This is a genomic window from Pantoea sp. SGAir0430, from assembly GCF_043549295.1.
Genome location: NZ_CP039427.1, coordinates 1,270,094 through 1,294,550 on the forward strand (window position 1 = coordinate 1,270,094; position 24,457 = coordinate 1,294,550).

At 58.9% G+C, this 24,457-nt stretch carries 23 protein-coding genes; 9 read left to right on the plus strand and 14 right to left on the minus strand.

Annotated features, from left to right (window positions below; all coding sequences use genetic code 11):
• Positions 1–26 precede the first annotated feature (26 nt).
• Complete coding sequence (locus tag E7738_RS06090; RefSeq protein ID WP_058776250.1) at positions 27–920, plus strand: fructosamine kinase family protein; 894 nt, start codon at positions 27–29, stop codon at positions 918–920.
• A 4-nt stretch (positions 921–924) separates the two neighbouring features.
• Here the strand turns inward: E7738_RS06090 and E7738_RS06095 are convergent, their stop codons facing one another.
• Positions 925–1,461, minus strand: coding sequence for a YniB family protein (locus E7738_RS06095; RefSeq protein ID WP_021506254.1), 537 nt, complete (start codon positions 1,459–1,461; stop codon positions 925–927).
• Positions 1,462–1,605: 144 nt separating this feature from the next.
• On the opposite strand from E7738_RS06095, the gene hxpB reads away from it, so the two are divergent.
• The 4 genes from hxpB (at position 1,606) to E7738_RS06115 (ending at position 5,223) form a co-directional block, all read left to right on the plus strand.
• A complete protein-coding gene (gene hxpB, locus E7738_RS06100; protein WP_058757670.1) occupies positions 1,606–2,274 on the plus strand; it encodes a hexitol phosphatase HxpB in 669 nt (222 codons plus the stop codon).
• A gap of 201 nt (positions 2,275–2,475) precedes the next feature.
• Positions 2,476–3,063 (plus strand): metal-dependent hydrolase, encoded by a 588-nt coding sequence (locus E7738_RS06105; RefSeq protein WP_394516207.1) that lies wholly within the window; start codon positions 2,476–2,478, stop codon positions 3,061–3,063.
• 186 nt (positions 3,064–3,249) lie between these two features.
• On the plus strand, positions 3,250–4,641 hold the full coding sequence (locus E7738_RS06110; protein WP_021506257.1) for an L-cystine transporter: 1,392 nt from the start codon (positions 3,250–3,252) through the stop codon (positions 4,639–4,641).
• A 195-nt stretch (positions 4,642–4,836) separates the two neighbouring features.
• Positions 4,837–5,223 carry a DUF6515 family protein gene (locus E7738_RS06115; protein ID WP_031279187.1) on the plus strand — a complete coding sequence of 129 codons (387 nt, stop codon included), beginning with the start codon at positions 4,837–4,839 and terminating at the stop codon, positions 5,221–5,223.
• Between the two features lie 54 nt (positions 5,224–5,277).
• Here the strand turns inward: E7738_RS06115 and osmE are convergent, their stop codons facing one another.
• Positions 5,278–5,613 (minus strand): osmotically-inducible lipoprotein OsmE, encoded by a 336-nt coding sequence (osmE, locus tag E7738_RS06120; RefSeq protein ID WP_021506259.1) that lies wholly within the window; start codon positions 5,611–5,613, stop codon positions 5,278–5,280.
• 192 nt (positions 5,614–5,805) lie between these two features.
• Between osmE and E7738_RS06125 the strand changes: the two genes are divergently transcribed.
• From E7738_RS06125 to cho, 3 genes are all read left to right on the plus strand, one after another.
• Entirely contained in the window at positions 5,806–6,996 is a 1,191-nt protein-coding gene (locus tag E7738_RS06125; protein WP_058769686.1) for a multidrug effflux MFS transporter, read from the plus strand.
• Between the two features lie 117 nt (positions 6,997–7,113).
• The gene (gene nadE / locus E7738_RS06130; RefSeq protein WP_021506261.1) at positions 7,114–7,941 is read left to right on the plus strand and encodes an ammonia-dependent NAD(+) synthetase; all 828 of its coding nucleotides are present in this window, start codon (positions 7,114–7,116) and stop codon (positions 7,939–7,941) included.
• Between the two features lie 111 nt (positions 7,942–8,052).
• Positions 8,053–8,913, plus strand: coding sequence for an excinuclease Cho (gene cho / locus E7738_RS06135; protein WP_058757668.1), 861 nt, complete (start codon positions 8,053–8,055; stop codon positions 8,911–8,913).
• Between the two features lie 78 nt (positions 8,914–8,991).
• On the opposite strand, the gene spy is transcribed toward cho, so the two are convergent.
• From spy to E7738_RS06165, 6 genes are all read right to left on the minus strand, one after another.
• Positions 8,992–9,486, minus strand: a complete 495-nt coding sequence (gene spy, locus E7738_RS06140) for an ATP-independent periplasmic protein-refolding chaperone Spy (protein ID WP_021506263.1) — start codon at positions 9,484–9,486, stop codon at positions 8,992–8,994.
• Between the two features lie 321 nt (positions 9,487–9,807).
• Positions 9,808–10,803: a succinylglutamate desuccinylase gene (gene astE / locus E7738_RS06145; RefSeq protein WP_150361763.1), complete on the minus strand. Its 996-nt coding sequence runs from the start codon at positions 10,801–10,803 to the stop codon at positions 9,808–9,810.
• A gap of 45 nt (positions 10,804–10,848) precedes the next feature.
• Positions 10,849–12,177 carry an N-succinylarginine dihydrolase gene (astB, locus tag E7738_RS06150; protein ID WP_278708242.1) on the minus strand — a complete coding sequence of 443 codons (1,329 nt, stop codon included), beginning with the start codon at positions 12,175–12,177 and terminating at the stop codon, positions 10,849–10,851.
• Complete coding sequence (astD, locus tag E7738_RS06155; protein ID WP_394516208.1) at positions 12,174–13,643, minus strand: succinylglutamate-semialdehyde dehydrogenase; 1,470 nt, start codon at positions 13,641–13,643, stop codon at positions 12,174–12,176. The genes astB and astD overlap by 4 nt, the downstream gene beginning before the upstream one ends.
• Entirely contained in the window at positions 13,640–14,671 is a 1,032-nt protein-coding gene (gene astA, locus E7738_RS06160; RefSeq protein WP_021506267.1) for an arginine N-succinyltransferase, read from the minus strand. The genes astD and astA overlap by 4 nt, the downstream gene beginning before the upstream one ends.
• Complete coding sequence (locus E7738_RS06165) at positions 14,668–15,888, minus strand: aspartate aminotransferase family protein (protein ID WP_394516209.1); 1,221 nt, start codon at positions 15,886–15,888, stop codon at positions 14,668–14,670. Before E7738_RS06165 ends, astA begins: the two co-directional genes overlap by 4 nt.
• 870 nt (positions 15,889–16,758) lie before the next feature.
• Between E7738_RS06165 and E7738_RS06170 the strand changes: the two genes are divergently transcribed.
• The gene (locus tag E7738_RS06170; protein WP_031279188.1) at positions 16,759–17,847 is read left to right on the plus strand and encodes a porin; all 1,089 of its coding nucleotides are present in this window, start codon (positions 16,759–16,761) and stop codon (positions 17,845–17,847) included.
• A 93-nt stretch (positions 17,848–17,940) separates the two neighbouring features.
• Here the strand turns inward: E7738_RS06170 and E7738_RS06175 are convergent, their stop codons facing one another.
• The 6 genes from E7738_RS06175 to E7738_RS06200 all read right to left on the minus strand — a co-directional run bounded on the left by E7738_RS06175 (position 17,941) and on the right by E7738_RS06200 (position 24,386).
• On the minus strand, positions 17,941–19,380 hold the full coding sequence (locus E7738_RS06175) for a YchO/YchP family invasin (protein ID WP_152391082.1): 1,440 nt from the start codon (positions 19,378–19,380) through the stop codon (positions 17,941–17,943).
• A gap of 220 nt (positions 19,381–19,600) precedes the next feature.
• Positions 19,601–20,242 (minus strand): protein phosphatase CheZ, encoded by a 642-nt coding sequence (gene cheZ / locus E7738_RS06180; RefSeq protein WP_058757663.1) that lies wholly within the window; start codon positions 20,240–20,242, stop codon positions 19,601–19,603.
• Positions 20,243–20,251: 9 nt separating this feature from the next.
• Positions 20,252–20,641, minus strand: a complete 390-nt coding sequence (gene cheY / locus E7738_RS06185) for a chemotaxis response regulator CheY (RefSeq protein WP_021506272.1) — start codon at positions 20,639–20,641, stop codon at positions 20,252–20,254.
• A gap of 39 nt (positions 20,642–20,680) precedes the next feature.
• The gene (locus E7738_RS06190; RefSeq protein WP_021506273.1) at positions 20,681–21,730 is read right to left on the minus strand and encodes a protein-glutamate methylesterase/protein-glutamine glutaminase; all 1,050 of its coding nucleotides are present in this window, start codon (positions 21,728–21,730) and stop codon (positions 20,681–20,683) included.
• Positions 21,727–22,602 (minus strand): protein-glutamate O-methyltransferase CheR, encoded by an 876-nt coding sequence (gene cheR, locus E7738_RS06195; RefSeq protein WP_031279190.1) that lies wholly within the window; start codon positions 22,600–22,602, stop codon positions 21,727–21,729. The genes E7738_RS06190 and cheR overlap by 4 nt, the downstream gene beginning before the upstream one ends.
• 104 nt (positions 22,603–22,706) lie before the next feature.
• On the minus strand, positions 22,707–24,386 hold the full coding sequence (locus E7738_RS06200; protein ID WP_058769680.1) for a methyl-accepting chemotaxis protein: 1,680 nt from the start codon (positions 24,384–24,386) through the stop codon (positions 22,707–22,709).
• Between the last annotated feature and the right edge of the window lie 71 nt (positions 24,387–24,457).

Here is a 24,457-nt window from a genome sequence, read left to right on the forward strand (position 1 = left end):
ACGCAGCGAATAAAGAGGATTACCCGATGTGGTCAGCCATTAGTCGTCTGTTAAGCGAGTACGCCGGTGATGCCGAAATCACGGAACGTCATGAGTTGCCCGGTGGCGATATTCATCCGGCGTGGCGCCTGCGCTACGGTGAGCTGGAAGTGTTCGTCAAATGCAACACGCGCGACATGCTGACGCTGTTCAGCTGGGAAGCCGACCAGCTTGATCTGCTGGCGCGCACCCACACGGTGCGCGTGCCGAAGGTCTACGGCGTCGGTAACGATCGTGACACCAGCTTTCTGCTACTGGAATACATTCCCCCGCAGCCACTCGACGCCCAAAGCGCATTCCAGCTCGGCCAGCAGCTGGCCCATCTGCACCAGTGGAGTGAGCAACCGCAGTTTGGTCTCGACTTCGACAACAACATAACCACCACGCCGCAACCCAACAGCTGGTTACGCAAATGGTCGGTGTTTTTCGCCGAACAGCGCATCGGCTGGCAGCTGCAGCTGGCGGCGGAGAAAGGCGTGCACTACGGTGACATGGAGTTGATCGTGGATTGCGTGCAGCGCAGCCTCGCCAGCCATCATCCGCAACCGTCGTTACTGCATGGTGATTTGTGGCCAGCCAACTGCGCCGGCAGCGCCAGCGGCCCGTGGCTGTTCGATCCCGCCTGCTACTGGGGTGATCGCGAATGTGACCTGGCGATGCTCAGCTATTACGCCGATCTGCCGCGCCAGATTTACGAAGGGTATCATGCGGTGTGGCCGCTGCCGGAAGGTTTCTCGCAGCGTCAGCCAGTGTATCAGCTCTACTATCTGCTCAACCGCGCCAACGTCTTTGGCGGCAACTGGGCCGGCGAAGCGCAGTTCGCTATCGGCCAGTTGCTGGAGGAGGATGCGCTGGGCCAGCGCCAGGTCAGACCGGCCTGACGCCTTACAGCATACCGAGCAGTTTCAACACGAAGTAACCGGCCACGGCAATGATCACCGGCAGAATATACAGCGGAAAAATCTGCAGCAAAATGGTGTGGCGCGGCACATGGATTTTCTCTTCCAGCTGCGCCCGCGTGCGCCCTTCGCTGCCCTTCGCCTGTTCCAGGATCATCTGGTCTTCAATGCCTTCTTTGATATGGCGCGCCTGACGCCACATGCGTGCGCCCGAGGCCTGCAAAGCGATGCCCACGAATATCAGGATATAGATCAGCCAGAAGCCAATATTGGCCCCGCCGTTAAATTCCGGCACCGGCGAATTGTTCCAGAACACATTGAGAAACGGCGTGTTGAACTTAATCATATCTACCATCACATGCACGAAGTCGAGCATCACGGCGTCAATGCCGGGCTGCTTTTCGCTGTGTTTAAACATGAAGCCTAAGATGGAGATAAGGGTGGATAACAGCGCCGGGATAAAAATCACCCAGCCAGCCACTCGCTTGAGGATGGCGATGCGGCCAGCCTGTTGATACGTCATGGTGTCTTCCCTTCACAAACAGTAGTTTTGCCCTAAGTCTACCTGCACTACAGCAAATTTTCCTGAAAAATGCGTAACCTGCCGTAAGTCGGTTTTCGCCGCCGCCCATGTTAAGGTAGGGCAAACTGTCAATGGAGCTGTTGTATGACCTATCGTCGCCCTGTGCTGGCCGCTATTTTTGATATGGATGGCTTACTGATTGATTCTGAACCGCTATGGGATCGCGCCGAGCTGGAGGTGTTTGCCAGCCTGAATGTGGATATTAGCCGCCGCCACGAGCTGCCGGATACGCTCGGCCTGCGCATCGATCAAACCGTGCGCATGTGGTACGAAGCGCTGCCGTGGAACGGGCCGGATCAGGCCGAAGTCACTCAGCGCATTATTGCCCGCGCGCTGGCGCTGGTCGAAGAGACCCGGCCGCTGTTGCCCGGCGTTGAGCAGGCGCTGCAGCTGTGTCAGCAACAGGGACTGGCGATTGCGCTGGCCTCGGCGTCTCCGCTGGCGATGCTGGAACGCGTGCTGGAGATGTTCAATTTACGTCACTACTTTAGCGCCCTCGCCTCGGCTGAAGCGCTGCCTTACAGCAAACCGCACCCGCAGGTGTATCTGGATGCTGCGGCAAAGCTGGGGGTTGATCCGCTCAACTGCGTGGCGCTGGAAGACTCGTTCAACGGCATGATCGCCAGTAAAGCCGCGCGCATGCGTTCCATTGTGGTGCCTGCCGCCGAACATCGCCACGATGCGCGCTGGGCACTGGCCAATGTGCAACTGGAAAACCTGACGCAGCTGCAGGCGGAACATCTGTTTAACTGATCGCTGTGCATCGCGCGTTACGCCTGGCTGATGGTTCGCCCGGTTGCCAGGCGCAAAAGTAAGCCAGACCGTTAATTTCCCGCGCTTTTTTTAGGCGCGGGCCAGTAAAAAATTCACTCTTCGTTACAGCGTCACCGTTCTCATTTACTGGATAAATCCCTATACTGGATGCATCGACAGTTTTTGCAGCCAGGTTCCATCATGACGGCCGAAGGCCATATCATTTTTGCCATCGCCAGTGCGATATTTGCCAAACGCGCCGAACTGACGCCGGTGATGGCCAGTGCCGACTGGTGGCATCTGGTGCCGGCTGCGCTGCTGACCTGCCTGCTGCCGGATATCGATCACCCTAAATCAGTGCTGGGCCAGCGGCTAAAGTGGCTGTCGCAGCCGATAGCCCGCGCTTTTGGCCATCGCGGCTTTACCCATAGCCTGCTGGCGGTGGCGGTCAGCCTGTGGCTGTTTCAGATTAACGTGCCGGCCGACTGGTTCCTGCCAGCGGATGTCCTGCAGGGCATGACGCTCGGCTATCTGAGCCACATTGTCGCCGATATGCTGACGCCCGCCGGCGTGCCGCTGCTGTGGCCGTGCCGCTGGCGCTTTCGCCTGCCTATCCTCAACAGCCAGCAAGGCAACCAGCTGGAGCGCGTGCTGTGCCTCGCACTCGTAGGTTATGCGCTGTGGTTCCCGCCCGGTATGCCGTCGTTTGGCGCTAACGGCTGGCCGGAGCAGCTGTTCAATAATCTGCAGAACGGCATTGGCCGGCTGGTGAACGGCAGTACGCGCTGAAGTGTTTTTCCTTCTGCCAGCGATTGCTTAAATAATCGCCTTAAATTCCATTTAGTTATAACCAAGACGATTTAGATATATTGTTCCCGCAGGACCAACTGGTACCATGCCGCGACAGTTACAGAGGATCCCTCTGCTATTTTCGGTTACGCGGCGCGATCGCGTGGCGACCTTCAGGAGTTAACAATGAATATTCCTCTGATCATCAATATCGTGGCATTTGTCGCGCTGCTGATTGCGTTAAACCGCGTCGGCAACCAGAGCTGGAGCCTGTCGAAGCGCGTGCTGACCGGCCTGGTGCTGGGGGTGATCTTTGGCCTGGCACTGCAGGCCATTTATGGCGAAAACAGCCCGGTGGTGAAAGAGTCGATTGGCTGGTTCAACATCGTCGGCAACGGCTATGTTCAGCTGCTGCAGATGATTGTCATGCCACTGGTATTTGCCTCAATCCTCAGTGCGGTGGCGCGGCTGCATAACGCCTCGTCGCTGGGCAAAATCAGCGTGCTGACCATCGGCGTGCTGCTGTTTACCACCGCCATTTCCGCACTGGTGGGCGTGCTGGTGACCGGCCTGTTCCACCTCAGCGCGGAAGGACTGGTACAGGGCGCGCAGGAAACCGCGCGTCTAAGCGCCATCCAGAGCAACTACGTTGGTAAAGTCGCGGATCTCAGTACGCCGCAGCTGCTGCTCTCCTTTATCCCGAAAAACCCGTTTGCCGATCTGGCCGGTGCCAATCCAACGTCGATCATCAGCGTAGTGATTTTCGCCGCTTTCCTCGGCGTGGCGGCGCTGCAGTTGCTGAAAGATGACAAAGCCAAAGGCGAGCGCGTGCTGGTGGCGATTGATACCCTGCAATCCTGGGTGATGAAGCTGGTCCGTCTGATCATGAAGCTGACGCCGTACGGCGTGCTGGCGCTGATGACCAAAGTGGTTGCCGGTTCCAACCTGCAGGACATCATCAAGCTGGGCGGCTTTGTGGTGGCCTCGTATCTCGGCCTCGCGATCATGTTTGGCGTTCACGCGCTGCTGCTGTCAATCAACGGTATCAACCCGCTGCGCTTCTTCCGTAAAGTCTGGCCGGTGATTACCTTTGCCTTCACCAGCCGTTCCAGTGCCGCCAGTATTCCGCTGAACGTGGAAACACAGACGCGTCGTCTGGGCGTACCGGAATCCATCGCCAGCTTCTCGGCCTCATTTGGCGCGACCATCGGCCAGAACGGCTGTGCCGGCCTCTATCCCACCATGCTGGCGGTGATGGTAGCGCCGACCGTGGGTATCAACCCGTTTGACCCGGTATGGATCGCCACGCTGGTCGGTATTGTCACGCTGAGCTCAGCCGGTGTGGCGGGCGTCGGTGGCGGCGCGACCTTTGCCGCGCTGATCGTCCTGCCGGCGATGGGCCTGCCGGTCACGCTGGTGGCATTGCTGATCTCCATCGAACCGCTGATTGATATGGGCCGTACCGCGCTCAACGTTAACGGCTCGATGACCGCCGGTTCACTGACCAGCCGCTGGCTGGGTATGACCGACAAAAAAGTGCTGGAGAGCGACGAACACGCGGAACTGGCGCACCGCTAATTAACCCGTTTTCCCGTAACGGCAGGCCGCAAAGCCTGCCGTTTTTTTTGCCGTTTTCTGCACTTTTTCCGCAATCATGGCGCTAACGTCAGGAAAGCGTTAAGCGTGGTAAACGAAGGCAAAATCGACGGTTTTTTGCTTGAGTTTGCGCGCTGAAAGGCGAATGCTGCGGGGAGTTACCGCAGGAGAACCGTCATGAGAAACGTTATCGCCTCAATGCTGGCGTTAACCCTGATAGCGCCAACCGTAAGTTTTGCTCATCCGTATGGCTGGGGTCCTGGACCCGGCCCGCACTGGGGTGGTCCGGGACCCCGCTGGGGCCATCCCGGACCGCTGCGTTTTCTGCCGGAGGCCGCGACTGCCGTGCTGATTGGCGGACTGACCTACTACCTGCTGAACGGTAGCTACTACCAGCGGCAGGGCGACACCTACGTGGTGGTCCAGCCACCGGATGGCCCACCGGCCAGCGCCATGCGCGTTCTGGATTACAATGGCAAACGCTATTACGTGCAGGATGGTCACTACTATCAGCGCGAGATCAGCGGCAGCTACATTGAGGTGCCGCGGCCGTATGGGCTGTAAGCGCACAAAGAAAAACGGCCCGTCTGAGACGGGCCGTTTGTTATTCTGCTGCCGTTACTGCGCGGCTTGCGGATCGGTATCGTAATCCTTACAGCTCTGGAAGCCGTAGTTCATGACGCGACCGGTGTCGTTATAGCTCACAAAGTAAGTCTGCTGTTTGCCATCACGCTCACCAATCACGTAGGTCTGGCAGGTACCCCGTGCGTGAACCATGGTGATTTCGGTCGACGCCGGTCCGGCAATCTGGCGCACCTGTTCACGCGTCATGCCTTTTTTCACATCCTTCACCACAGGCTTAGTCACGTAGCTTTCCGCACGATCGTAAGTTGTACAACCAGACAGGGCTGCCAGCGTCATAGCGGCAGCGATACATCCCAGCACTTTATTCATCTTGTTGTTCCTCATACTTTGTCCATGTCCCACTAAGCCTGGAACATAATTCCAGATTTATCAACTCAATGGCGGTGCTTTCGGTCGGTTCTGAAGCGTCAGGATTACGTAAAGATGCTGTGTTGCCGTCACCGGCTCCGTATAATCGCGGCGCAAGATACATCTTAAAGCCAAAAATAACACAGAGGATCAATGACACCTGCACACCCTAACCGGCTGGTTTATGCCATCACGCTCGGCCTGCTCGCCGCGCTCGGGCCGCTTTGTATCGATCTCTATCTGCCTGCCCTGCCTGAACTGGCGCGCGACCTCGGTAGCGAAACCGCCACCGCCCAGCTAAGTCTGACCGCCGGTCTGCTGGGGCTGGGCGCCGGACAGCTGCTGTTTGGTCCGATGAGCGATAAGTTTGGACGTATTCGTCCGCTGCTGCTGTCGCTGGCGCTGCTGTTCATCGCCTCAATTGGCTGTGCGCTGGCGAAGGATATTCACGCTCTGCTGGTGGCGCGCCTGTTTGAAGGGCTGGCCGGTGCCGGCGGCGCGGTGCTGTCGCGTGCCATTGCCCGCGATATGTATAGCGGCCATGAGCTGACGCGCTTTTTTGCCCTGCTGATGCTGGTGAATGGCCTGGCGCCGATTGGTGCGCCGGTGCTGGGCGGTGCGCTGATGACGGTGCTGAACTGGCGCGGCATCTTTGTAGTGCTGGGCGCGATTGCCGTGCTGCTGATTCTGTTGGCGCGCTGGAAGCTGCGCGAAACCCTGCCGGCCGAACGCCGTAGCCAGGGATCGATCCTCTCCGCCTGGGCGGCGCTCGGCCAGGTCATCACCCACCGGCCGTTTATGGGCTTCTGCCTGACGCAGGGCTTCATGATGTCCGGCATGTTTGCTTATATCGGCGCCTCGCCGTTTGTACTGCAGCAGATTTACGGCCTGTCACCGCAGGCGTTCAGCTTGTGCTTTGCGGCGAACGGTATTGGCCTGGTGATTGCTTCCCAGACCAGCGCCCGGCTCTGTCCGCTGTGGGGCGAATATCGCGTGCTGAAGGGCGGCCTGACGCTGGCGTTTGTCGCCTCCAGCTGCCTGCTGCTGGCCGGCGTGAGCGGCGCGCCGCTGCCGCTGGTGCTGGTGGCGCTGTTCTTCACCATCGCCAGTAACGGCGTGATCGCCACCACCGCGTCATCGCTGGCGATGCAGAGCCAGGGCCACCGCGCCGGCAGCGCCTCGGCGGTGATCGGCGTTGCGATGTTCTCGCTCGGCGCGCTCAGCGTACCAATCACCGGCCTTGGTGGCACCTCGGTAATCAGCATGACGGCTACCATCTTTGGCTGCTTTATGCTGGCCATTGTGATGTTCATGCTGCTGGCGCAGAAACCAAAAAGCGCCTGAATTGACAACAGAAACACCGGACAACAAGCCGTTCGGCTTGTTGTTTTTCTGCGGAGGCGTTAGCTTTAGCACATGATTCGCATTGTGCCGTCAGGCTACCGACTTGAGGAGAGGTTCATGTCACTGCAGCAGGAAATCATTCAGGCCCTGGGTGTTAAACCGGTTATCGACCCGCAGCAGGAGATCCGCGTCAGCGTCGATTTTCTGAAGTCCTATCTGAAAGCCCATCCGTTTATCAAAACCCTGGTGCTCGGCATCAGCGGCGGTCAGGACTCAACGCTGACCGGCAAGCTGGCGCAGACTGCTATCACTGAACTGCGTGAAGAGACCGGCGATCACGACTACAGCTTTATCGCCGTGCGCCTGCCGTATGGCGTGCAGGCTGACGAGCAGGATTGTCAGGATGCGCTGGCATTTATCCAGCCGGATCGCACGCTGGTGGTCAACATCAAAGAAGCGGTACTGGCCAGCGAGCGCGCGCTGCAGGAGGCGGGAATTGCCCTGTCGGATTTTGTGCGCGGCAACGAGAAAGCGCGCGAACGCATGAAAGCCCAGTACAGCATTGCCGGCATGACCAAAGGCGTCGTGGTCGGCACCGATCACGCCGCAGAAGCCGTGACCGGCTTCTTTACCAAGTACGGCGACGGCGGCAGCGACATCAACCCGATTTTCCGCCTCAACAAGGGCCAGGGCAAACAGCTGCTGAAAGCGCTCGGCTGCCCGGAACACCTCTATCTCAAACACCCCACCGCCGATCTGGAGGACGATCGTCCCGGTCTGCAGGATGAAGTGGCGCTGGGCGTAACCTATCAGCAGATTGATGATTTCCTTGAAGGCAAAACCATCGACGCCGACGCGGCGAAAATCATTGAAGGCTGGTACACCAAAACCGAGCATAAACGTCGTCCGCCGATCACCGTGTTCGACGACTTCTGGAAGAAGTAATCCCTGCGGCTTCCCGCTCCCCCGGCGGGAAGCCAGCCTCTTCACGTCCCCGCTGGCGAGAAAACGCGCACGCTGATATACTGTATGCACAACCAGTAAGCGGAGCGTTCTTTGGTCAGACGAGCAAACCGCCATCGCCTCGAATTTGATGCGGCGGCTATCTATCAATATCCCGAACATCTGCGTCAGTGGCTGGAAGGCTTGCCTAATCAGCCGGGCGTTTACACTTTCCACGGTGATAACGACAACCTGCCGCTGTACATCGGCAAGAGTATCAACCTGCGCAGCCGGGTGATGGCCCATTTTCGCACGGCGGATGAAGCCAGTATGCTGCGCCAGGCGCGACGCGTCAGCTGGATCCCCACCGCCGGGGACGTGGGCGCACAGCTGCTCGAAGCGCAGATGATCAAAACGCAGCAGCCACTGTTCAATAAGCGCCTGCGCAAAAACCGCCAGCTGTGCTCGCTGCAGCTGGGCGACGGCGCACCGCAGGTGGTGTACGCACGCGATCTCGATTTCTCCTCCTCGCCTGACCTGTACGGGTTATTCCGCAGCCGCTTTGCCGCGTTAGAGAAGCTGAAAAGCCTTGCCGATGAGCTGCGCCTGTGTCACGGCCTGCTGGGATTAGAGCGCCTGCAGCCGGGACGCGGCTGTTTCCGCGCGGCGCTTAAACGCTGTGCCGGTGCCTGCTGCGGGGCGGAACCGCTGGCGGCGCATCAGCAGCGCCTGCTGGCAGGGCTGGAGCAGCTGCGCGTGGTGTGCTGGCCGTGGCAGGGCCCGGTGGGTATGGTGGAGCGCGGGACGGAGATGACGCAGATTCACGTCATCGATCACTGGTTCTGGCTGGGATCGGTCAGCAGTGAGCAGGAAGCGCGTCAGCTGCAGCGTGCGCGTCACGGCTTCGACCATGACGGCTACAAAATTCTCTGCCGACCGCTGCTGTCCGGCGTTTATCCGCTGATTGAGCTGTAACGCAAAACCGCCGACGCTGCCCAAAGCACAGTGTGCCATGGACAACGTCGGCGGTCTCAAACCGGTGAGCTAAACGGCTTATTCGCCATCAGCCGGCGGTGGCGGCATTTTACCGTCATGCGGGCCTTTTTCTGTCAGACGTTTCTCAAAGTTGGCGTTGTACTGCTTCTTCTGGTCTGGCGTCAGCACGTTATAGATCTTGTTCTGGGTTTCCAGCATCTTCAGCGCATGCTCTTTCGCATTGGCGCTCATTTTGTCTGCCTGCGCTTCTGCTTTGGCACGGTCAAAGGTGTCGGATGCGATGATGCTGTGGTTAGCACGACGCTCTTCCAGCGATGGACGCTTCATGTCTTTATGGCTGTCACGCAGGATGTCGCGAATCTGGGTTTTCTGCGCGTCGGTCAGGTTGAGGTCTTTGAACATCATGTCCATGCCGTGGTGGCGCATCGGCTTGTGCATCGGTTTTTCACTGCCCGCTGGCGGCGGCGTCAGGTTGTCAGCCGCAGCATGGACGATATTGGCGGCGCCGAAAGCCATTGCGGTAGCCAGAAACAGGGAGGTCAGTTTACGCATAATATTGTCCTTACTTTTCAGTTTAATGACGACAGCCTGTGTCGCGTCTTCGGAAACAAGCATACGACGCTGAACGTCAACTACTCAGAGGCTGAGTAAAGCCCTGCAAGCATAAAAGACAGATATCGGGCAATCATGGAGAGATTGCGAAGAAATGCGTGAGGAATTGCAAAAGAGTATGACGATCAAGGGGAAAGCGCAGGAATTAAGGAGGAGTGTAATGGCTTTGTCGGTTTTGCGGAAGGGAAAATGTCGTTAATTTGCTCACCCGTGACCTCTCCCGTCACAGGGAGAGGAGGGACTGCCGGGTAAAGCTTTCGATTACAACTCCAGCGCCTGGGTCTGCTCACTCTCCTCCACCAGCATCAGCCCGGCGCGCAGGCCCGGTGCCACGTTGGGATTGGGGAACAGCACATATTCACGCGCCTGCTGCACGTAATAGCGCCGCTCACCCTCTTCTGCCAGCAGCGTGCCCTGCGGAAAAGCCGTGAAGTTGAGAGTTTCCGGGCCCATATGCAGAACAAACTGCTCGCCGTGCCGGGTGATTTGCTGCGCTACGCGATAATGGCGCGGCGTCTCGCGCACCGCCGGCAGCGCCTCACCGTACAGCAGCGCCGCCAGCGCACGCTGCACGCCGCTGAACTGAGTAAGATCGTTCTCGCCAAACGGCAGCGCCTTTCCCAGCTCCAGCGTACAGCTGGCAGCGGCGTAGTGTTCACAGCTGAAGTGGGTAAAAGTGCCGCCCGGCGCACGGTGAAACACCAGCGCCTCCAGCTCGGCCGCTGCCAGCCAGTGTAAAAAATCCGCTGGCCACGGCTGGCTGTTGAGCGGCATCACGCCAAAGCGCGTATGCCACGAACCGCGAATCGCGGTGTGCAAATCGAGATGCCAGCGAATTTCGTGATCGAGGCACTCGCACCAGAAGTTCTCCAGCGCCTGCTCCAGCTGGAGCGCGCGCTGCGCCTCCGGTACGTCGGCCACCTGTTGCCAGCGGCCACCGAACAGCCGGTTAATATCATAATGCTGGTAGCGTTTGCCGCTGCGCAGCGCTGCCGGGTTGCCGAGGATCACCAGCAGGCGCACGGCCAGCGGTTTTTCCCCCTGCAGCAGCGGCGTCAGCAACAGATTGAGGATCTCCACCGGGGCAGTCTCGTTGCCGTGAATCCCGGCGGAGAGAACCAGCGCCTGCTGCGTGGGCGTATGCGGTGTCAGGGATAGTATGCCCTCATCGTGCCACTGCCAGTGCAGGTGGGCGTTACTGCCCTGCCGCTGCGCGGGCGGCCTGCCTGACAAGGTTTGCTGTAAAAAGTCCTGCATGTTCACTCCTTTCTGACACAGGGGGCAACACATTTGCCCCCGGCGTTAACGCTGAAACGCGTAGACACTGCCTAAGTCTAGCAGCTGTGTCAGCTCGTCCAGCGCGCTTCGCCCTTCGCTCAGCAGCTGCGGATCGGCCAGGTCGGCCTGCGTCAGGCGGTCGCGATAGTGACGATCCACCCAGTCATTCAGACGCGTGAACAGGCGATCGTTCATCAGCACGGCCGGATTGACGGCCTGACGCTCCGCCTCGGTTAACACCACGCGCAGACGCAGACAAGCCGGTCCGCCGCCGTTGCACATGCTCTCGCGCAGATCAAACACCTGCAGCTCACGAATCGGGCCGCCGCTCTCCACCAGCTCGCTCAGGTAGCGCCACACGCCGGGATGCTGACGCGACTCTTCCGGCAGCACCAGCCGCATGCCGCCGTCCGGATGCTGCAGCAGCTGGCTGTTAAACAGATAGGTGTTCACCGCATCAGCCACTGACACGCGATCGCGCGGTACCACAACCGGCTGGAAGCCTGGCACCTGCGCCGCCAGCTGTTGCAGCAGCTGGGGCTGGTCGACAAACGCCTCTTCGTGGCAGAAAAACACCTGCTGATTGCTGACGGCGATTACATCATTGTGGAACACCCCCTGATCGATCACCGCCGGATTTTGCTGAGCAAACAGCGTGCGCGCGTCATCCAGCTGATGCAGTCTCGCCACCGCCGCGCTGGCTTCACGCGTCTGGCGCGCCGGATAGCGCGCCGGTGCGCTGCCCTGCTGCTGGCCGTCACGACCGTAGACAAACAGCTGAACGCCGGGCGCGCCATAGTCAGCGCTGAAGCGGTTATGGTTGGCTGCGCCTTCGTCACCAAACAGCGCCACCTGCGGCAGCGCGTCGTGTACGCTGAAGTGGCGGCCATCGCGGAAGATGGCGCGCAGCAGGTCGGCGGTTTCCGGCGCTTCAATCGCCCGGTGAAACTTATTGTTGAGGTTGGCAACGGTCAAATGCACTTTGCCGTCGGCGCTGTCGGCCGATGGCGAAACCGTGGCCGCATTGGCCACCCACATCGCCGACGCCGAACTGGCCGCTGACAGCAGCTGCGGTGCCTGCCGGGCTGCTTTGGCCAGCACCTGCGCATCGCTGCCGCTGAATCCCAGCTGGCGCAGCAGCGGCAGATTAGGCCGCTCGTGCGGAGGGATAACCCCCTGCACATAGCCCATGTCGGCCAGCGCCTTCATTTTCAGCAGCCCCTGTTTAGCCGCCAGCCGCGGATTGGAGGGCTGCAGCTGATTGCGCGTGGAGGCTTCGTTGCCAAACGACAGGCCAGCGTAGTGGTGCGTCAGGCCGACCAGACCATCAAAGTTTGCTTCAAACGCCTTCATGATGTCGCTCCTGAAGCAGCAAAATCGAGCCCTGGCGACAGGCTGCCCGGCAGCGCTAAGCTGCTGCTCTCCAGCGATGCCATCGGCCAGGCGCAGTAATCTGCCGCGTACCAGGCGCTGGCACGGTGATTACCGGAAGCGCCTACGCCGCCAAACGGTGCCGAACTGGCGGCGCCGGTCAGCGGTTTATTCCAGTTCACGATGCCGGCGCGCGCTTCCAGCAACAGCTGATCAAACTGGTCACGCTGTGGTGACACCAGCCCGCACGACAATCCGTAGCGCGTGTCGTTGGCGAGGCCAATCGCCTGCGCGTAATGGTCGTAGCGGATGACCTGCAGCAGCGGTCCGAACACCTCTTCGTCAGGCAGTCCGGCGACGCCGGTCATGTCGATGATGCCGGGCGTAATAATCGCGCTGTCGCGATCCGGCCAGCGCATCGCCAGCAGCACCTTGCCACCCAGCTCAACCCGCTGCTGCCAGGCGGCGAAGATCTGCCCGGCGGCGGCGGGCGAAATCACGCTGCCCATAAACGGCTGCGGTTCGGCGTCCCACGCTGCCGGTTTGAGGCGCGCACTCACCTCGACCAGGCGCTGCAGGAAGGCATCGCCCGCCGCACCGCGTTTCACCAGCAAACGACGCGCGCAGGTGCAGCGCTGGCCGGCGGTAATGAACGCCGACTGAATGGCGATATGCACCGCGCCATCAATGTCGGCCGGATCTTCCACAATCAGCGCATTGTTGCCGCCCATCTCCAGCGCCAGCATTTTCTCCGGCTGTCCGGCGAACTGGCGATGCAGGTGATAGCCGGTGGCCGCGCTACCGGTAAACAGCAGGCCGTCAATCTGCTCCGCCTGCGCCAGCGCCTGGCCGGTATCACGTCCGCCCTGCAACAGCGCCAGCGTACCCGCCGGCAGGCCCGCTTCCTGCCACAGCTGCACGGTTTTCTCTGCGGTGGCGGGGGTCAGTTCGCTCGGTTTAAACAACACGCAGTTGCCCGCCAGCAGCGCCGGCACGATATGTCCGTTTGGCAGATGGCCCGGGAAGTTATACGGGCCGAATACCGCCAGCACGCCGTGCGGCCGGTGGCGCAGTGAACTCTCACCCTCCGCCTGCTCGCCGGTGCGGGTGTGATAAGCCTTAATCGAAATGGCCACTTTATTGATCATCGCCTGCACTTCGGTCAGCGTTTCCCAGCGCGGCTTGCCGGTCTCACGTGCGATGATCGCCGCCAGCTCGGTTTTATCCCGCTCCAGCAGACGGGCAAAGTCCTCTACCCGCGCCTGGCGGGCAGCAAACGGCAGACGTGCCCATGCCGGAAACGCCGCGCGAGCCGCCTCACAGGCCGCCGCCACCTGCGTCGCAGAAGCAGCGTTGCCCTGCCATAAGATCTCGCCGCTTACCGGATTGTGTTTACTCAGCGTCTCCGCGCTGCCCGGCTGCCATTCACCGTTGATAAAATGCGTCATGCGTTATTCTCCTCGCGACCCAGGGTAACCACCCGCAGCGAATCGCCATAGTCGCAGCGCAGCGCGGTGCGCTGCTGCTGATTAATCAGAACCTGACCGGATGCGACATCGACCGGCAGCAGCGCCACGCGGAACTGCTGATAGTCGCAGTTCGCCACCAGACACAGCGGCCAGTGCGCCTCAGCTTCGCCTTCGCTGGCGGTCAGCACTTTGCTCTTGCGGATGGCGCGGATGCGGTCGATCTCACACTCCAGCGTCGGGCCGCCGTCAAAGATGTCGATATAGTTGAGATAGCGGAAACCCTCGGCTTCCAGCACCGCGCGCGCCGGCGCGGTTTTCGGGTGGACTTCACCAATCACCTGCTGTGCCGCTTCCGAGAGATAGTGGATATACAGCGGATGCTTGGGCATCAGTTCTGCGATAAAGGCTTTTTGCCCGGTGCCGCTGAGAAAATCGGCCTGGCGAAACTCCATGGAGAAGAAACGGCTGCCCACGCTGTCCCAGAATGGCGAATGTCCCTGCTCGTCGCTAACGCCGCGCATCTCCGCAACCACGTGCTTCATGAAGCGCTCGCGGAAATTCGCCATAAACAGAAAGCGCGACTTGGACAGCAGATGGCCGTTTTTACCGTCGCGGTAGTCAGGATCGAGGAACAGCGTGCACAGTTCGCTGCTGCCGGTGTGATCGTTACTCAGCGACAGCGTCGGCAAACTGGCGTAGACGTTCAGCTCTTTCGAGGCGTGCACCTGGGTACCGACGCGGAAGTTGTACCAGGGATCCTGCAAACCTACCGCCACTTCAATGGCGCAGATGCCGACGGCGCGATTGTCACTGCTATCCGCCAGCACAAACACGTAGCCCTGTTCAGCGCGCGGCAGCGCGTCCTGCCAGGTTTGCAGCGAGCGCTCAATGCGCGCCTTCAGCGTTTCGCTGTCAGCGGGCAGCGAGGTCAGACCGCCGCCGGTTTTCCCCGCCAGCGCCAGCAGCTGCGGCAGATCGTCACGTTCGACGGGGCGAATCACCATCATGATGTGGCTCCTTTGAGCACGCGTGCGCAGGCGCGTTCGAAGCGCGCCAGCCCTTCTTTTACTTCATCCTCGCTGATGTTCAGCGCCGGGGCAAAGCGCACCACGCTGGCACCGGCGATCAGTACCATCACGCCCTCTTCCGCCGCCGTCAGGTTGAACTGTTTGGCTTTACCGGCAAAATCGTCATTCAGTACCGCGCCAATCAGCAGCCCCAGGCCGCGAATCTCTTTAAACACCGGCAGCCGCTGGTTGATTTCCTGCAGCGCCGTGACAAACCACTGGTGCCGCTCGGCAACGCCAGCCATAAACTCAGGCTGATTGATCAGCTCCATCACTTTACCGGCCACCGCACCGGCCAGCGGGTTGCCGCCGTAGGTGGTGCCGTGCGTGCCGACGCCCATCACCTGCGCCAGATCTTCACGCGTCAGCATCGCACCGATGGGGAAGCCGCCGCCCAGCGCCTTGGCGGTGCTCAGCACATCCGGCGTGACGCCGTAATGCATATAGGCATACAGCGAGCCGGTGCGGCCGACGCCGCTCTGCACTTCATCAAAAATCAGTAGCGCATGGTGGCGGTCGCACAGTTCGCGCAGTCCGCGCAGGAACGCCGGATCGGCCGGTAATACACCGCCCTCGCCCTGAATCGGCTCGACGATGACCGCGCAGGTCTGGTCATTAATTAAGGCCGACGCCGAGGCCAGATCGTTAAAGGTGGCATGCTGAATGGCTGGCGGTAACGGGGCGAAATCGCGCGAATAGGCGGGCTGGCCGCCGGCTGAAACGGTGAACAGGGTGCGGCCGTGGAAGGCATTGGTGAAGGCGACGATACCGTTTTTTTCGGCACCGAAACGGTCGTGCGCCACTTTACGCGCCAGCTTCAGCGCGGCCTCGTTGGCTTCCGCCCCGGAGTTACAGAAGAACACGCGGTCGGCAAAGGTGGCATCAATCAGCTGCTTCGCCAGGCGCAGAATCGGTTCGTTGGTGTAGCCGTTGCCGGTGTGCCACAGTTTACCGGCCTGCTCGGTCAGTGCCTGCTGCAGCGCGGGATGGGCATGGCCAAGCGCGTTCACCGCGATGCCACCGGCAAAATCGATGTACTCTTTGCCCTGCTGATCCCATAGCGTAGAACCTTCGGCACGCACCGGCACAAAAGCCGCAGGGGCATAAACCGGCATCATCCATTGATCGAAATCGTGACGTGAAACCTGCAGTGACATAGCCATTTCTCCTGCCTCACTTCGGGTGAAGCTTTTGTTTTAAAATTGTTAAAATTTGCTGAGTTGCAGCTCGACTATAGAGTGCAGTTAACGTGCCAGCCAGAGGAATAAATGCATAAATCAGGTTCAGCAACGAAATATCAATAAGTTACACCCTTTCGCTATGCACATTTAATGCATAAAAAGTGAATAACCATCCGATGACAGCGGCACCGCAGTAATTTGTTTAGCGGATTTATGCATTCGCAAAATGAAATATTGCTTTTGTGATCGCACAGCAGATATTTCGCCAAAATGAGGCGTCTGTTGCGCCATTTTGGGGCGCACTGCGCTTAGCGGGTGCAAGTGACAGCCCGGTTCAGGCATCGGCGTGGTGCATGTCGGCCGCTTATTAGTAACAACTGATTAACTTATTTTGGCTACCCTGTGCCAGGCTGGCCGGTAATTAAACGTATTAAAGATCGGGATATTATTTAGCCTGAAATAAACCGACACAGCGCGTCAATGCGGATAATTTATGGGGTGACTATCAGCCTGCTTTGATTCATAAGCATTGAACTTTAAGGCATAGGCTTGTGCTATTTAAGGCAATAAAACGCTATTTTTATTAAGTCATACCATTCTTAATTTAATCATTACTTATCAATAAGATAAATATTAATCGCCGATTAAATGCTCACTTAATCATGATAAGTAAAAGCGATTTCCATTTCCGAATAATGGAATTGCCGTATGAAAATCGCACAAATAGCCAATAAGAAATTATTTGTTACAACTATTGCACTACTGATCTTTATCCTTTTGTGTCATTTTCTTGTCACCCCACCAGGGGCTTAAAAAATTAAAAAATAACACAGGGTAAAAATATAAATGATGAAGCGCACTTTACTGGCAGCGGTCATGCCATTGCTGCTGGGATTTTCTGTGGCTCAGGCCGCTGAAATCTATAATAAGGATGGTAACAAGCTGGATCTGGTCGGCAAAATCAACGTGTCGCACCTGTTCTCCGATGACACCACCAATGATGGTGATACCTCATCGTATGTCCGTATCGGTTTTAAGGGCGAAACCAAAATTACCGATCAGCTGACCGGCTACGGTTTCTGGCAATCGCAGTTCAGCCTGCGTAACACGGAAGGTGCCGATGCGCAGGCCGGTAACAAAACCCGCCTCGGCTATGCGGGTCTGAAGTTTGCGCAGTTTGGTTCGATCGACTATGGCCGTAACTATGGTCTGATTTATGACGTGCTGGGCTATACCGATATGCTGCCTTTCTTCGGCGGTGATTCCGGTTATGTCGATGCTTTCCTGTCCGGTCGCTCCACCGGCGTGCTGACCTGGCGTAACAAAGATTTCTTCGGTCTGGTTAAAGGCTGGAACGTCGCAGCGCAGTACGAAGGGAAAAACGAGCGCAGCGACAGCGCGGCAACGCCAAACCTGGCGGTACGCCGCTCCAACGGTGATGGTTTCGCGCTTTCCACCTCGTATGACACCGACTTTGGCCTGAGCGCGGTTGCCGCCTATGCCAGCCTCAATCGCGTCAGCGCGCAAAACCTTGCCACCTACGGCAGAGGTGAGAAAGCCGAACACTGGGAAACCGGGGTGAAATATGATGCTAACCAGCTCTATCTGGCGACCATCTACGGCGAATCCCACAACGCCACGCCAATCGGTAACAGCGGGTTCGCCAACAAAGCGGTGAACTTTGAAGCTGTGGCGCAGTATCAGTTCCTGAACGGTTTCCGTCCGTCGCTGGGCTACGTGAGCTCAAAGGGCAAAAATATTGAAAACGTCGGCGACGCCTGGCTGTTCAAATACGCGTCCGTCGGTGCCACCTACTACTTCAACAAGAACATGTCGGTCTACAGCGAATACCGCATCAACCTGCTGAAAGATGACAACGCGCTGCGCCTGAAAACCGACGATATTACCGCGGTAGGTCTGGTGTACCAGTTCTGATGGTGATTTACCCTCATGGCATCCCGGCAAGTGTCGGCTGAGGATGCAGCAAAGGGCAGCTCCGGCTGCCCTTTTTCTCTGGTGCCGCGCTGATTATGGCGCCAGCAGGTCGAAGCGGTTTTCGCCCCCCTGCTCCAGCATCACCGGCGGCTGCACCTGCAGCGTAATCCAGTTGGAAGTCACGCGATTTTGCTTGCTGTCCTCCAGCGTCACCGACAGGCGATAACTGTTGTTCGCCTCAGGCGACGCATCCCACGCGGGCATAATAATACTCCAGCCCTGCGGGTCGTTGGGATCGGCACCCGGCGTCAGGCTCAGCGCCTGCGTATCGCCCTGCCAGCTGACTTTACTGATTGGATGAGCACTGCGGATCTGCAGTTTCAGTGGCAAACTCTCGCCCGCATTGAGCTGCCACGGCGGCGTGGCGAGGAATACCGACAGGGTTTTACGCTGGCGGAACTCCAGCACCGGCGTATTGCTGCGCGTGACCAAATCATAGCGGCTACCGCGCAGCGAACGCGCGGCGGCGACGTTATCCGGATTGAGCTGCTGACTGAGCGCCACGCCAAAGCGGTAGTTGAGACGTAAGCCGAGCTGATCCTGGCTCTCGCCTTCATTACTGGTTTTGTGGCTGGCCGATACGGTAACCAGCGGCACTGGCGTGTAGGAGACGCCCAGCGTCAGCGCTGAAGGATTGTGGTAGCTGTTGCCGGAATTAAACAGATCGACATTGTTGCCGAGATACTGCTGCCAGCTGACCGACACGCCCAGCTGGCGGTAAAACGGCAGATAGCCCTGAGTGGTGACATCATACCCGCGCGCCAGCCGCTGCTGCTGGAACGGGTTGCGATTGCGCCAGCCGGACAGCGGCGTGTAGTAGTTGGCGGATAAGCGCAGGTAGTCGCTCCAGGCCTCGGTGCCCAGCGAAGCGCGCTGCAAGCCGCTGTCGAACAGCCGATCAACGAAGCCGTTATAGCCCAGCAGCCAGCTGCCGGCCACCCAGCGCTGTCCCAGCCCGGCATTGCCCACCAGCCCGTCATCGGTCTGGTGCACGCCCAGCTGGCTGAACGTGAGGTAATTGTAGCGATCGGCCCATGGCGTCAGCAGCGAAGCCCCGCTGCCGCTGAAGTTACCTTCCATATCGACGTTGAGATCGATCTGTGCCTGGCCATAAGGCGACAGCAGCGACTGCCCTTCATCCGCCACCCGGGTGGCAACCTCATCACGAAAATGGTTAAACGCCCAGATACCGGCCTGCTGACCCAGCGTGGTATCGCTGTCGCTGTTCTGGCTGGCCTCGCCGATGCTTTTGGCAATGCCCGCCAGCTTTTTACTGAACGCCGACGTATCGTCCTGATAGCCCAGCGCCGGTAATTCATCAGCAATTTTCTGGAAACGTGCCGGATCGGCAAACGGTGTGGCGGAGACGTCGCTGTTACCGGTGAAGGCCTGCGCAGGCGCAACGGCCGCCAGTACAGGGGCCCCTAAAGTTACAGCAGCGAAAATTTTGCGGGTCAGAACCAATGGCAGCATAGCAAAAGAGTAGTCGTTTCAGTTTAGAATTTGAAGTAGCTCACAAAACTGTACGAGGTTACCTTAACATATCCTTGCGCCAACGTAGGACTTGTCTTGCTATGTTTCAGATTTTACGCCACCTAAGGGCATACAGGGCGATCAGACGGGAAAACACGTCGTGCGGTCCCCTCTCCCGGGCGGGAGAGGGTTCGGATGCGGGTTGAACACCCGATCAGCATTAAAAACCTAAACTGTCCAGCAGGTCGTCAACCTGGTCCTGGCTGGAAACCACACCTGGCGCGTTAGCATGGATCTGCGGACCGTTCAGCAGGCTGTTGCCCTCTTTACGTGCCGCCGCATTGGCTTCCGGCATGTTCTCCAGCAGTACCATCAGCAGCTGGCGTTCGATCTCCTGGATCACATCCATCATGCGCTTGATTACCTGACCGGTCAGGTCCTGGAAATCCTGCGCCATCATGATTTCCAGCAGCTGCTTGTTGGTGTACGCCGTGTGAGACGGAACGTCGTCAAGGAACTGGCGCGTATCCGAAACCAACTCGCGTGCATCCGCCAGCTCGATCGGGTTTTCAAACCAGGCATCCCAGCGGCCTTTCAGCTGGGTGGCGCCGGCTTCCATCTGGTCCTGGTGTGGCTGCGCCGCTTCCACACAGTTCAGCGCACGTTCCGCTGCCTGTGCGGTCATCTGCACCACATAATCCAGACGGTCACGCGCGTCCGGAATCGCTTCTGCCGCTTCGGCAATGGCCTGATCCAGCCCCAGTTCGCGCAGGCTGTCACGCAGCATACGTGTCAGAGAGCCAATCCGGGCAATAATCTCGTGTGCCGAAGCTTCTTCAGTTGGTTTCGGAAGGTCGCTCATCACATCTCCTTACATACCCAGTTTTTCGAAGATTTTGCCCAACTTCTCTTCCAGCGTGGCGGCAGTGAAAGGCTTCACCACGTAACCGCTGGCACCGGCCTGCGCGGCGGCGATGATGTTCTCTTTCTTGGCTTCGGCTGTGACCATCAGCACCGGCAGTTTGCCCAGCGTGGCGTCGGCACGAATGGTCTGCAGCAGTTCCAGACCGTCCATGTTCGGCATGTTCCAGTCAGAGATAACGAAATCGAAGCCGCCTGCACGCAGTTTGGTCAGGGCGTCGACGCCATCCTCGGCCTCTTCCACGTTATTGAATCCCAGCTCTTTCAGCAGGTTACGGACGATACGACGCATCGTGTTGAAGTCGTCCACTACCAAAAAGCGCATGTTTTTATCAGCCATATCTACTCCTGTGTTGTCTTGTCCGGCAGGACCGGCTCGTTAAATTCGCAATGCCTGTCCGGCGCTAATTTTGGCCAGCATATGCTGGCTGATGTGACCCAGATCGACCACTTCACTGGTGCCGCCCATCGCTATCGCTTCGCGCGGCATACCAAATACCACACAGCTGGCTTCATCCTGGGCGATGGTCCACGCGCCGGCGCGGTGCATTTCCAGCATCCCGGCCGCGCCGTCGTTGCCCATGCCGGTCAGAATGACCCCCACTGCATTTCGCCCGGCGTTGACCGCAACCGAGCGGAACAGGACGTCCACCGACGGTTTATGGCGGTTCACCGGCGGTCCGTCGTTCAGTTTCACCACGTAGTTGGCACCGCTGCGCGCCAGCTCCATGTGCATCGCGCCCGGCGCGATATAGGCGTGACCGGGCAAAATACGCTCGCCGTCTTCCGCCTCTTTCACGGTGATCTGGCACAGCTTGTTCAGCCGCTCGGCAAACGAGCGGGTAAAACCGGGCGGCATATGCTGCGTAATCAGCAGCGCCGGGCTGGTGGCCGGCAGCGGCTGCAGCACATGGCGAATCGCCTCGGTGCCGCCGGTTGAAGAGCCGATAGCAATCAGCTTTTCACTGCTCAGCAGCGGTCCCGCTTTCAGCATTACCGGCTGCGGCGTGGCAGCACGCGCATGCAGTTTGGCGCGCGCGGCGGCGCGAATCTTGTCGGCGATCATCTGGCTGTAGGCCAGCATGCCTTCACGGATGCCGAGCTGCGGCTTGGTGACGAAATCCACCGCGCCTAACTCCAGCGCACGCAGCGTCACTTCCGATCCTTTACCGGTCAGCGACGAAACCATCACCACCGGCATCGGCCGCAGACGCATCAGTTTTTCGAGGAAGTCGAGGCCATCCATACGCGGCATTTCGACATCCAGCGTCAGCACCTGCGGGTTGTACTGTTTGATCAAATCCCGCGCTACCAGCGGGTCCGGCGCCGTCGCGACCATCTCCATATCGGGATGGCTGTTGATGATCTCCGTCATCAACTGGCGCATCAGCGCGGAATCATCCACGCACATCACGGTGATTTTGCTCATCGTCTTTCCTTGGTCAGTCCATAGACAGTCTGTCCACGCAGCCAGAACTCTTTACTGATCTGACTGAAGTTTTCCGAATGCCCGGCAAACAGCAGACCGCCCGGCTTCAGCAGGGGGACAAAACGGCGCAGGATTTGTTCCTGCGTCTCTTTATCGAAATAGATCATCACGTTACGACAGAAAATCGCGTCGAACGGCCCCGGCAACGCCCAGTCGTGCGCCAGTAAATTGAGCTGCGCGTAGTTCACCATGTTGGCCAGCTCGCTGCGCACGCGCACCATGCCGGCGTGCGGACCGGTGCCGCGCAGGAAGAAGCGCTGCAGCTGCGACTGCGATAAGGTGCGCAGCTCCTCCTGGCGATAAACGCCCGCTACCGCTTTCTCCAGCACCTGCGTATCAATATCACTGGCGTGGACAGAAAATTTCCCCGGTCCGGTGCCCAGCGTTTCCGCCAGCGTCATGGCAATCGAGTACGGCTCTTCACCGGTTGAAGCGGCGGTGCTCCACACGCTGTAGTTGCCGCTGCGTTTGCGCGCATGCTCTGCCAGAATCGGGAAGTGGTGCGCCTCACGGAAAAATGAGGTCAGGTTGGTGGTCAGTGCGTTAATAAACGCCTGCCACTCGGCACTGTTCGGGTCCTGCTCCAGCAGCGCCAGATAGCGACCAAAATCATCAATATTCAGCATGCGCAGCCGACGTACCAGACGGTTGTAAACCATCTCGCGTTTGTGGTCGGCCAGCACGATGCCCGCACGCTGATAGATCAGCTGGCTGATACGACGAAAATGTGTATCGGAAAGCGGCAGGCGCTGCACCATTTGTGAGAGCAGCGTCGTGGCTTCATTTTGATCCAATAACGTCGATTTCTTCATTTCGGGTCACCCGGCAACAAACTGATTAAATTGTGATACTGCGGTTGCTACTGTGCTGCCAGTGCACACCATTCACACGGGCCGCCCTGCGGCGGCCACAAGGGTTAAAAGGTTTCCCAGTTATCGTCAGCGCCACGAGCTCCTGCCGCTTGCGCCAGCGCCTGCGGTGCAGACGGACGCGCAATTTTTGGCGCTGTAGTTACGTTAACGGCCTGGGCGACAAATTCTTTACCAATATTGAACACCGCCACCGACTGTTTCAGTCGGCTGGCCTGATCTTCCAGCGCCGCCGCCGCCGTCGCGGACTCTTCCACCAGCGCGGCGTTCTGCTGGGTGACGCGGTCCATCTCGTTCACCGCCAGGCCAACCTGGTCGATACCGCGGCTCTGCTCATCGGAAGCCGAGGCGATTTCGCCCATGATGTCGGTCACGCGGGTCACCGCGTTGACGATCTCGCTCATGGTTTCGCCCGCGCTCTCTACCAGCACCGAACCGGTATTGACGCGGCTGACCGAATCTTCAATCAGGCCTTTGATCTCCTTCGCCGCCTGCGCGCTGCGCTGGGCCAGACTGCGCACCTCGCCCGCGACCACGGCGAAACCACGCCCCTGCTCACCGGCGCGTGCCGCTTCCACCGCGGCGTTCAGCGCGAGGATATTGGTCTGGAAGGCGATACCGTCAATCACGCTGGTGATATCGGCAATCTTCTTCGAACTGCCGGCGATGTCCTTCATGGTGCTGACCACGCCATCGACCACTTTGCCGCCCTGCTGCGCCGTTTCGGACGCGTTCAGCGCCAGCTGCGACGCCTGACGGGCGTTTTCCGCGTTCTGCTTCACGGTGGCGGTCAGCTGCTCCATGCTGGCCGCGGTCTGCTCCAGCGATGCGGCCTGCTGTTCGGTACGCGAAGAGAGATCGTTGTTGCCCATGGCGATTTCGCTGGCGCCGGTGTAGATGGCGTCAGAACCGTCGCGCACGATGCGTACGGTGCGCGCCAGCTCCTGCTGCATGTGCTGCAGCGAACTGAGCAGGTCGCCCATTTCGTTGCGCACGCTGAGATCGACCGGCTGCGTCAGATCGCCGCGCGCAATATGGCGGATGTGCTCAATGCTCTGCTGCAGCGGACGGATCAGCGCCGTACGCATACCGCTCCACACCAGCGCAATCACCAGCAGCGTCACCAGCAGCGTACCGACCACCAGCATAATCGCGTGTTGGTAAGCGCTCTCATTGGCGTCAATGCCCTGTTTTGCCAGCACAATGTTGTAGGCGAGCCAGGCGTTGTAATCCTTTTCAAATTTGTCCTGAAAACCCTGCGTTGGCTGATCGACAAAGCCTTTAAAGTTACCGGCACTGAGAAAATCAATCAGCTCGGCCAGCGCCCCGCGAAACGCGTTGTAGTTAGCCTGCAGCGTCAGCACGTTCTCCGCGCTTTTGCCCTTTTCCGACAGGTTAGCGTTGAACTCGGCAAAGCTCTGATCGGCGGTTTTCAGCTCCGTATTGGCCAGCGCCACCAGATCTTTTACCGTGGCACCGGAGCCGGCCTGCTGACTGTCCAGCAGATAGCGGATACCGGCACGGTTCAGTGTGTTACGCGCCTGTACCAGCGAAACCCATGAGGTGCCCATCGCCCGCTGCAGGGTGCTAAGACGTTGGTTGTACGCAAAATTATCTTTATCGGCTTTCACCGTTGAAAAAAACATTCCTCCGGAAAACAGCTGCAGTAAGGCAAATAACGCCAGCACGCACAGCAGGCCGGATACCACTCGAACACGACTAAACATAAACACCTCATTAATTGGCGGATCGCTGGTGTTATCGGCGCGCAGGCGCGGATCTTTATGTGAGGTGAAAG

Coding starts and splice junctions, on each gene's coding strand:
- E7738_RS06090 (WP_058776250.1), top strand. CDS start 27: ATGTGGTCAGCCATTAGTCGTCTGTTAAGCGAGTACGCCGGTGATGCC.
- E7738_RS06095 (WP_021506254.1), bottom strand. CDS start 1,461: ATGACGTATCAACAGGCTGGCCGCATCGCCATCCTCAAGCGAGTGGCT.
- hxpB (WP_058757670.1), top strand. CDS start 1,606: ATGACCTATCGTCGCCCTGTGCTGGCCGCTATTTTTGATATGGATGGC.
- E7738_RS06105 (WP_394516207.1), top strand. CDS start 2,476: ATGACGGCCGAAGGCCATATCATTTTTGCCATCGCCAGTGCGATATTT.
- E7738_RS06110 (WP_021506257.1), top strand. CDS start 3,250: ATGAATATTCCTCTGATCATCAATATCGTGGCATTTGTCGCGCTGCTG.
- E7738_RS06115 (WP_031279187.1), top strand. CDS start 4,837: ATGAGAAACGTTATCGCCTCAATGCTGGCGTTAACCCTGATAGCGCCA.
- osmE (WP_021506259.1), bottom strand. CDS start 5,613: ATGAATAAAGTGCTGGGATGTATCGCTGCCGCTATGACGCTGGCAGCC.
- E7738_RS06125 (WP_058769686.1), top strand. CDS start 5,806: ATGACACCTGCACACCCTAACCGGCTGGTTTATGCCATCACGCTCGGC.
- nadE (WP_021506261.1), top strand. CDS start 7,114: ATGTCACTGCAGCAGGAAATCATTCAGGCCCTGGGTGTTAAACCGGTT.
- spy (WP_021506263.1), bottom strand. CDS start 9,486: ATGCGTAAACTGACCTCCCTGTTTCTGGCTACCGCAATGGCTTTCGGC.
- astE (WP_150361763.1), bottom strand. CDS start 10,803: ATGCAGGACTTTTTACAGCAAACCTTGTCAGGCAGGCCGCCCGCGCAG.
- astB (WP_278708242.1), bottom strand. CDS start 12,177: ATGAAGGCGTTTGAAGCAAACTTTGATGGTCTGGTCGGCCTGACGCAC.
- astD (WP_394516208.1), bottom strand. CDS start 13,643: ATGACGCATTTTATCAACGGTGAATGGCAGCCGGGCAGCGCGGAGACG.
- astA (WP_021506267.1), bottom strand. CDS start 14,671: ATGATGGTGATTCGCCCCGTCGAACGTGACGATCTGCCGCAGCTGCTG.
- E7738_RS06165 (WP_394516209.1), bottom strand. CDS start 15,888: ATGTCACTGCAGGTTTCACGTCACGATTTCGATCAATGGATGATGCCG.
- E7738_RS06170 (WP_031279188.1), top strand. CDS start 16,759: ATGATGAAGCGCACTTTACTGGCAGCGGTCATGCCATTGCTGCTGGGA.
- E7738_RS06175 (WP_152391082.1), bottom strand. CDS start 19,380: ATGCTGCCATTGGTTCTGACCCGCAAAATTTTCGCTGCTGTAACTTTA.
- cheZ (WP_058757663.1), bottom strand. CDS start 20,242: ATGAGCGACCTTCCGAAACCAACTGAAGAAGCTTCGGCACACGAGATT.
- cheY (WP_021506272.1), bottom strand. CDS start 20,641: ATGGCTGATAAAAACATGCGCTTTTTGGTAGTGGACGACTTCAACACG.
- E7738_RS06190 (WP_021506273.1), bottom strand. CDS start 21,730: ATGAGCAAAATCACCGTGATGTGCGTGGATGATTCCGCGCTGATGCGC.
- cheR (WP_031279190.1), bottom strand. CDS start 22,602: ATGAAGAAATCGACGTTATTGGATCAAAATGAAGCCACGACGCTGCTC.
- E7738_RS06200 (WP_058769680.1), bottom strand. CDS start 24,386: ATGTTTAGTCGTGTTCGAGTGGTATCCGGCCTGCTGTGCGTGCTGGCG.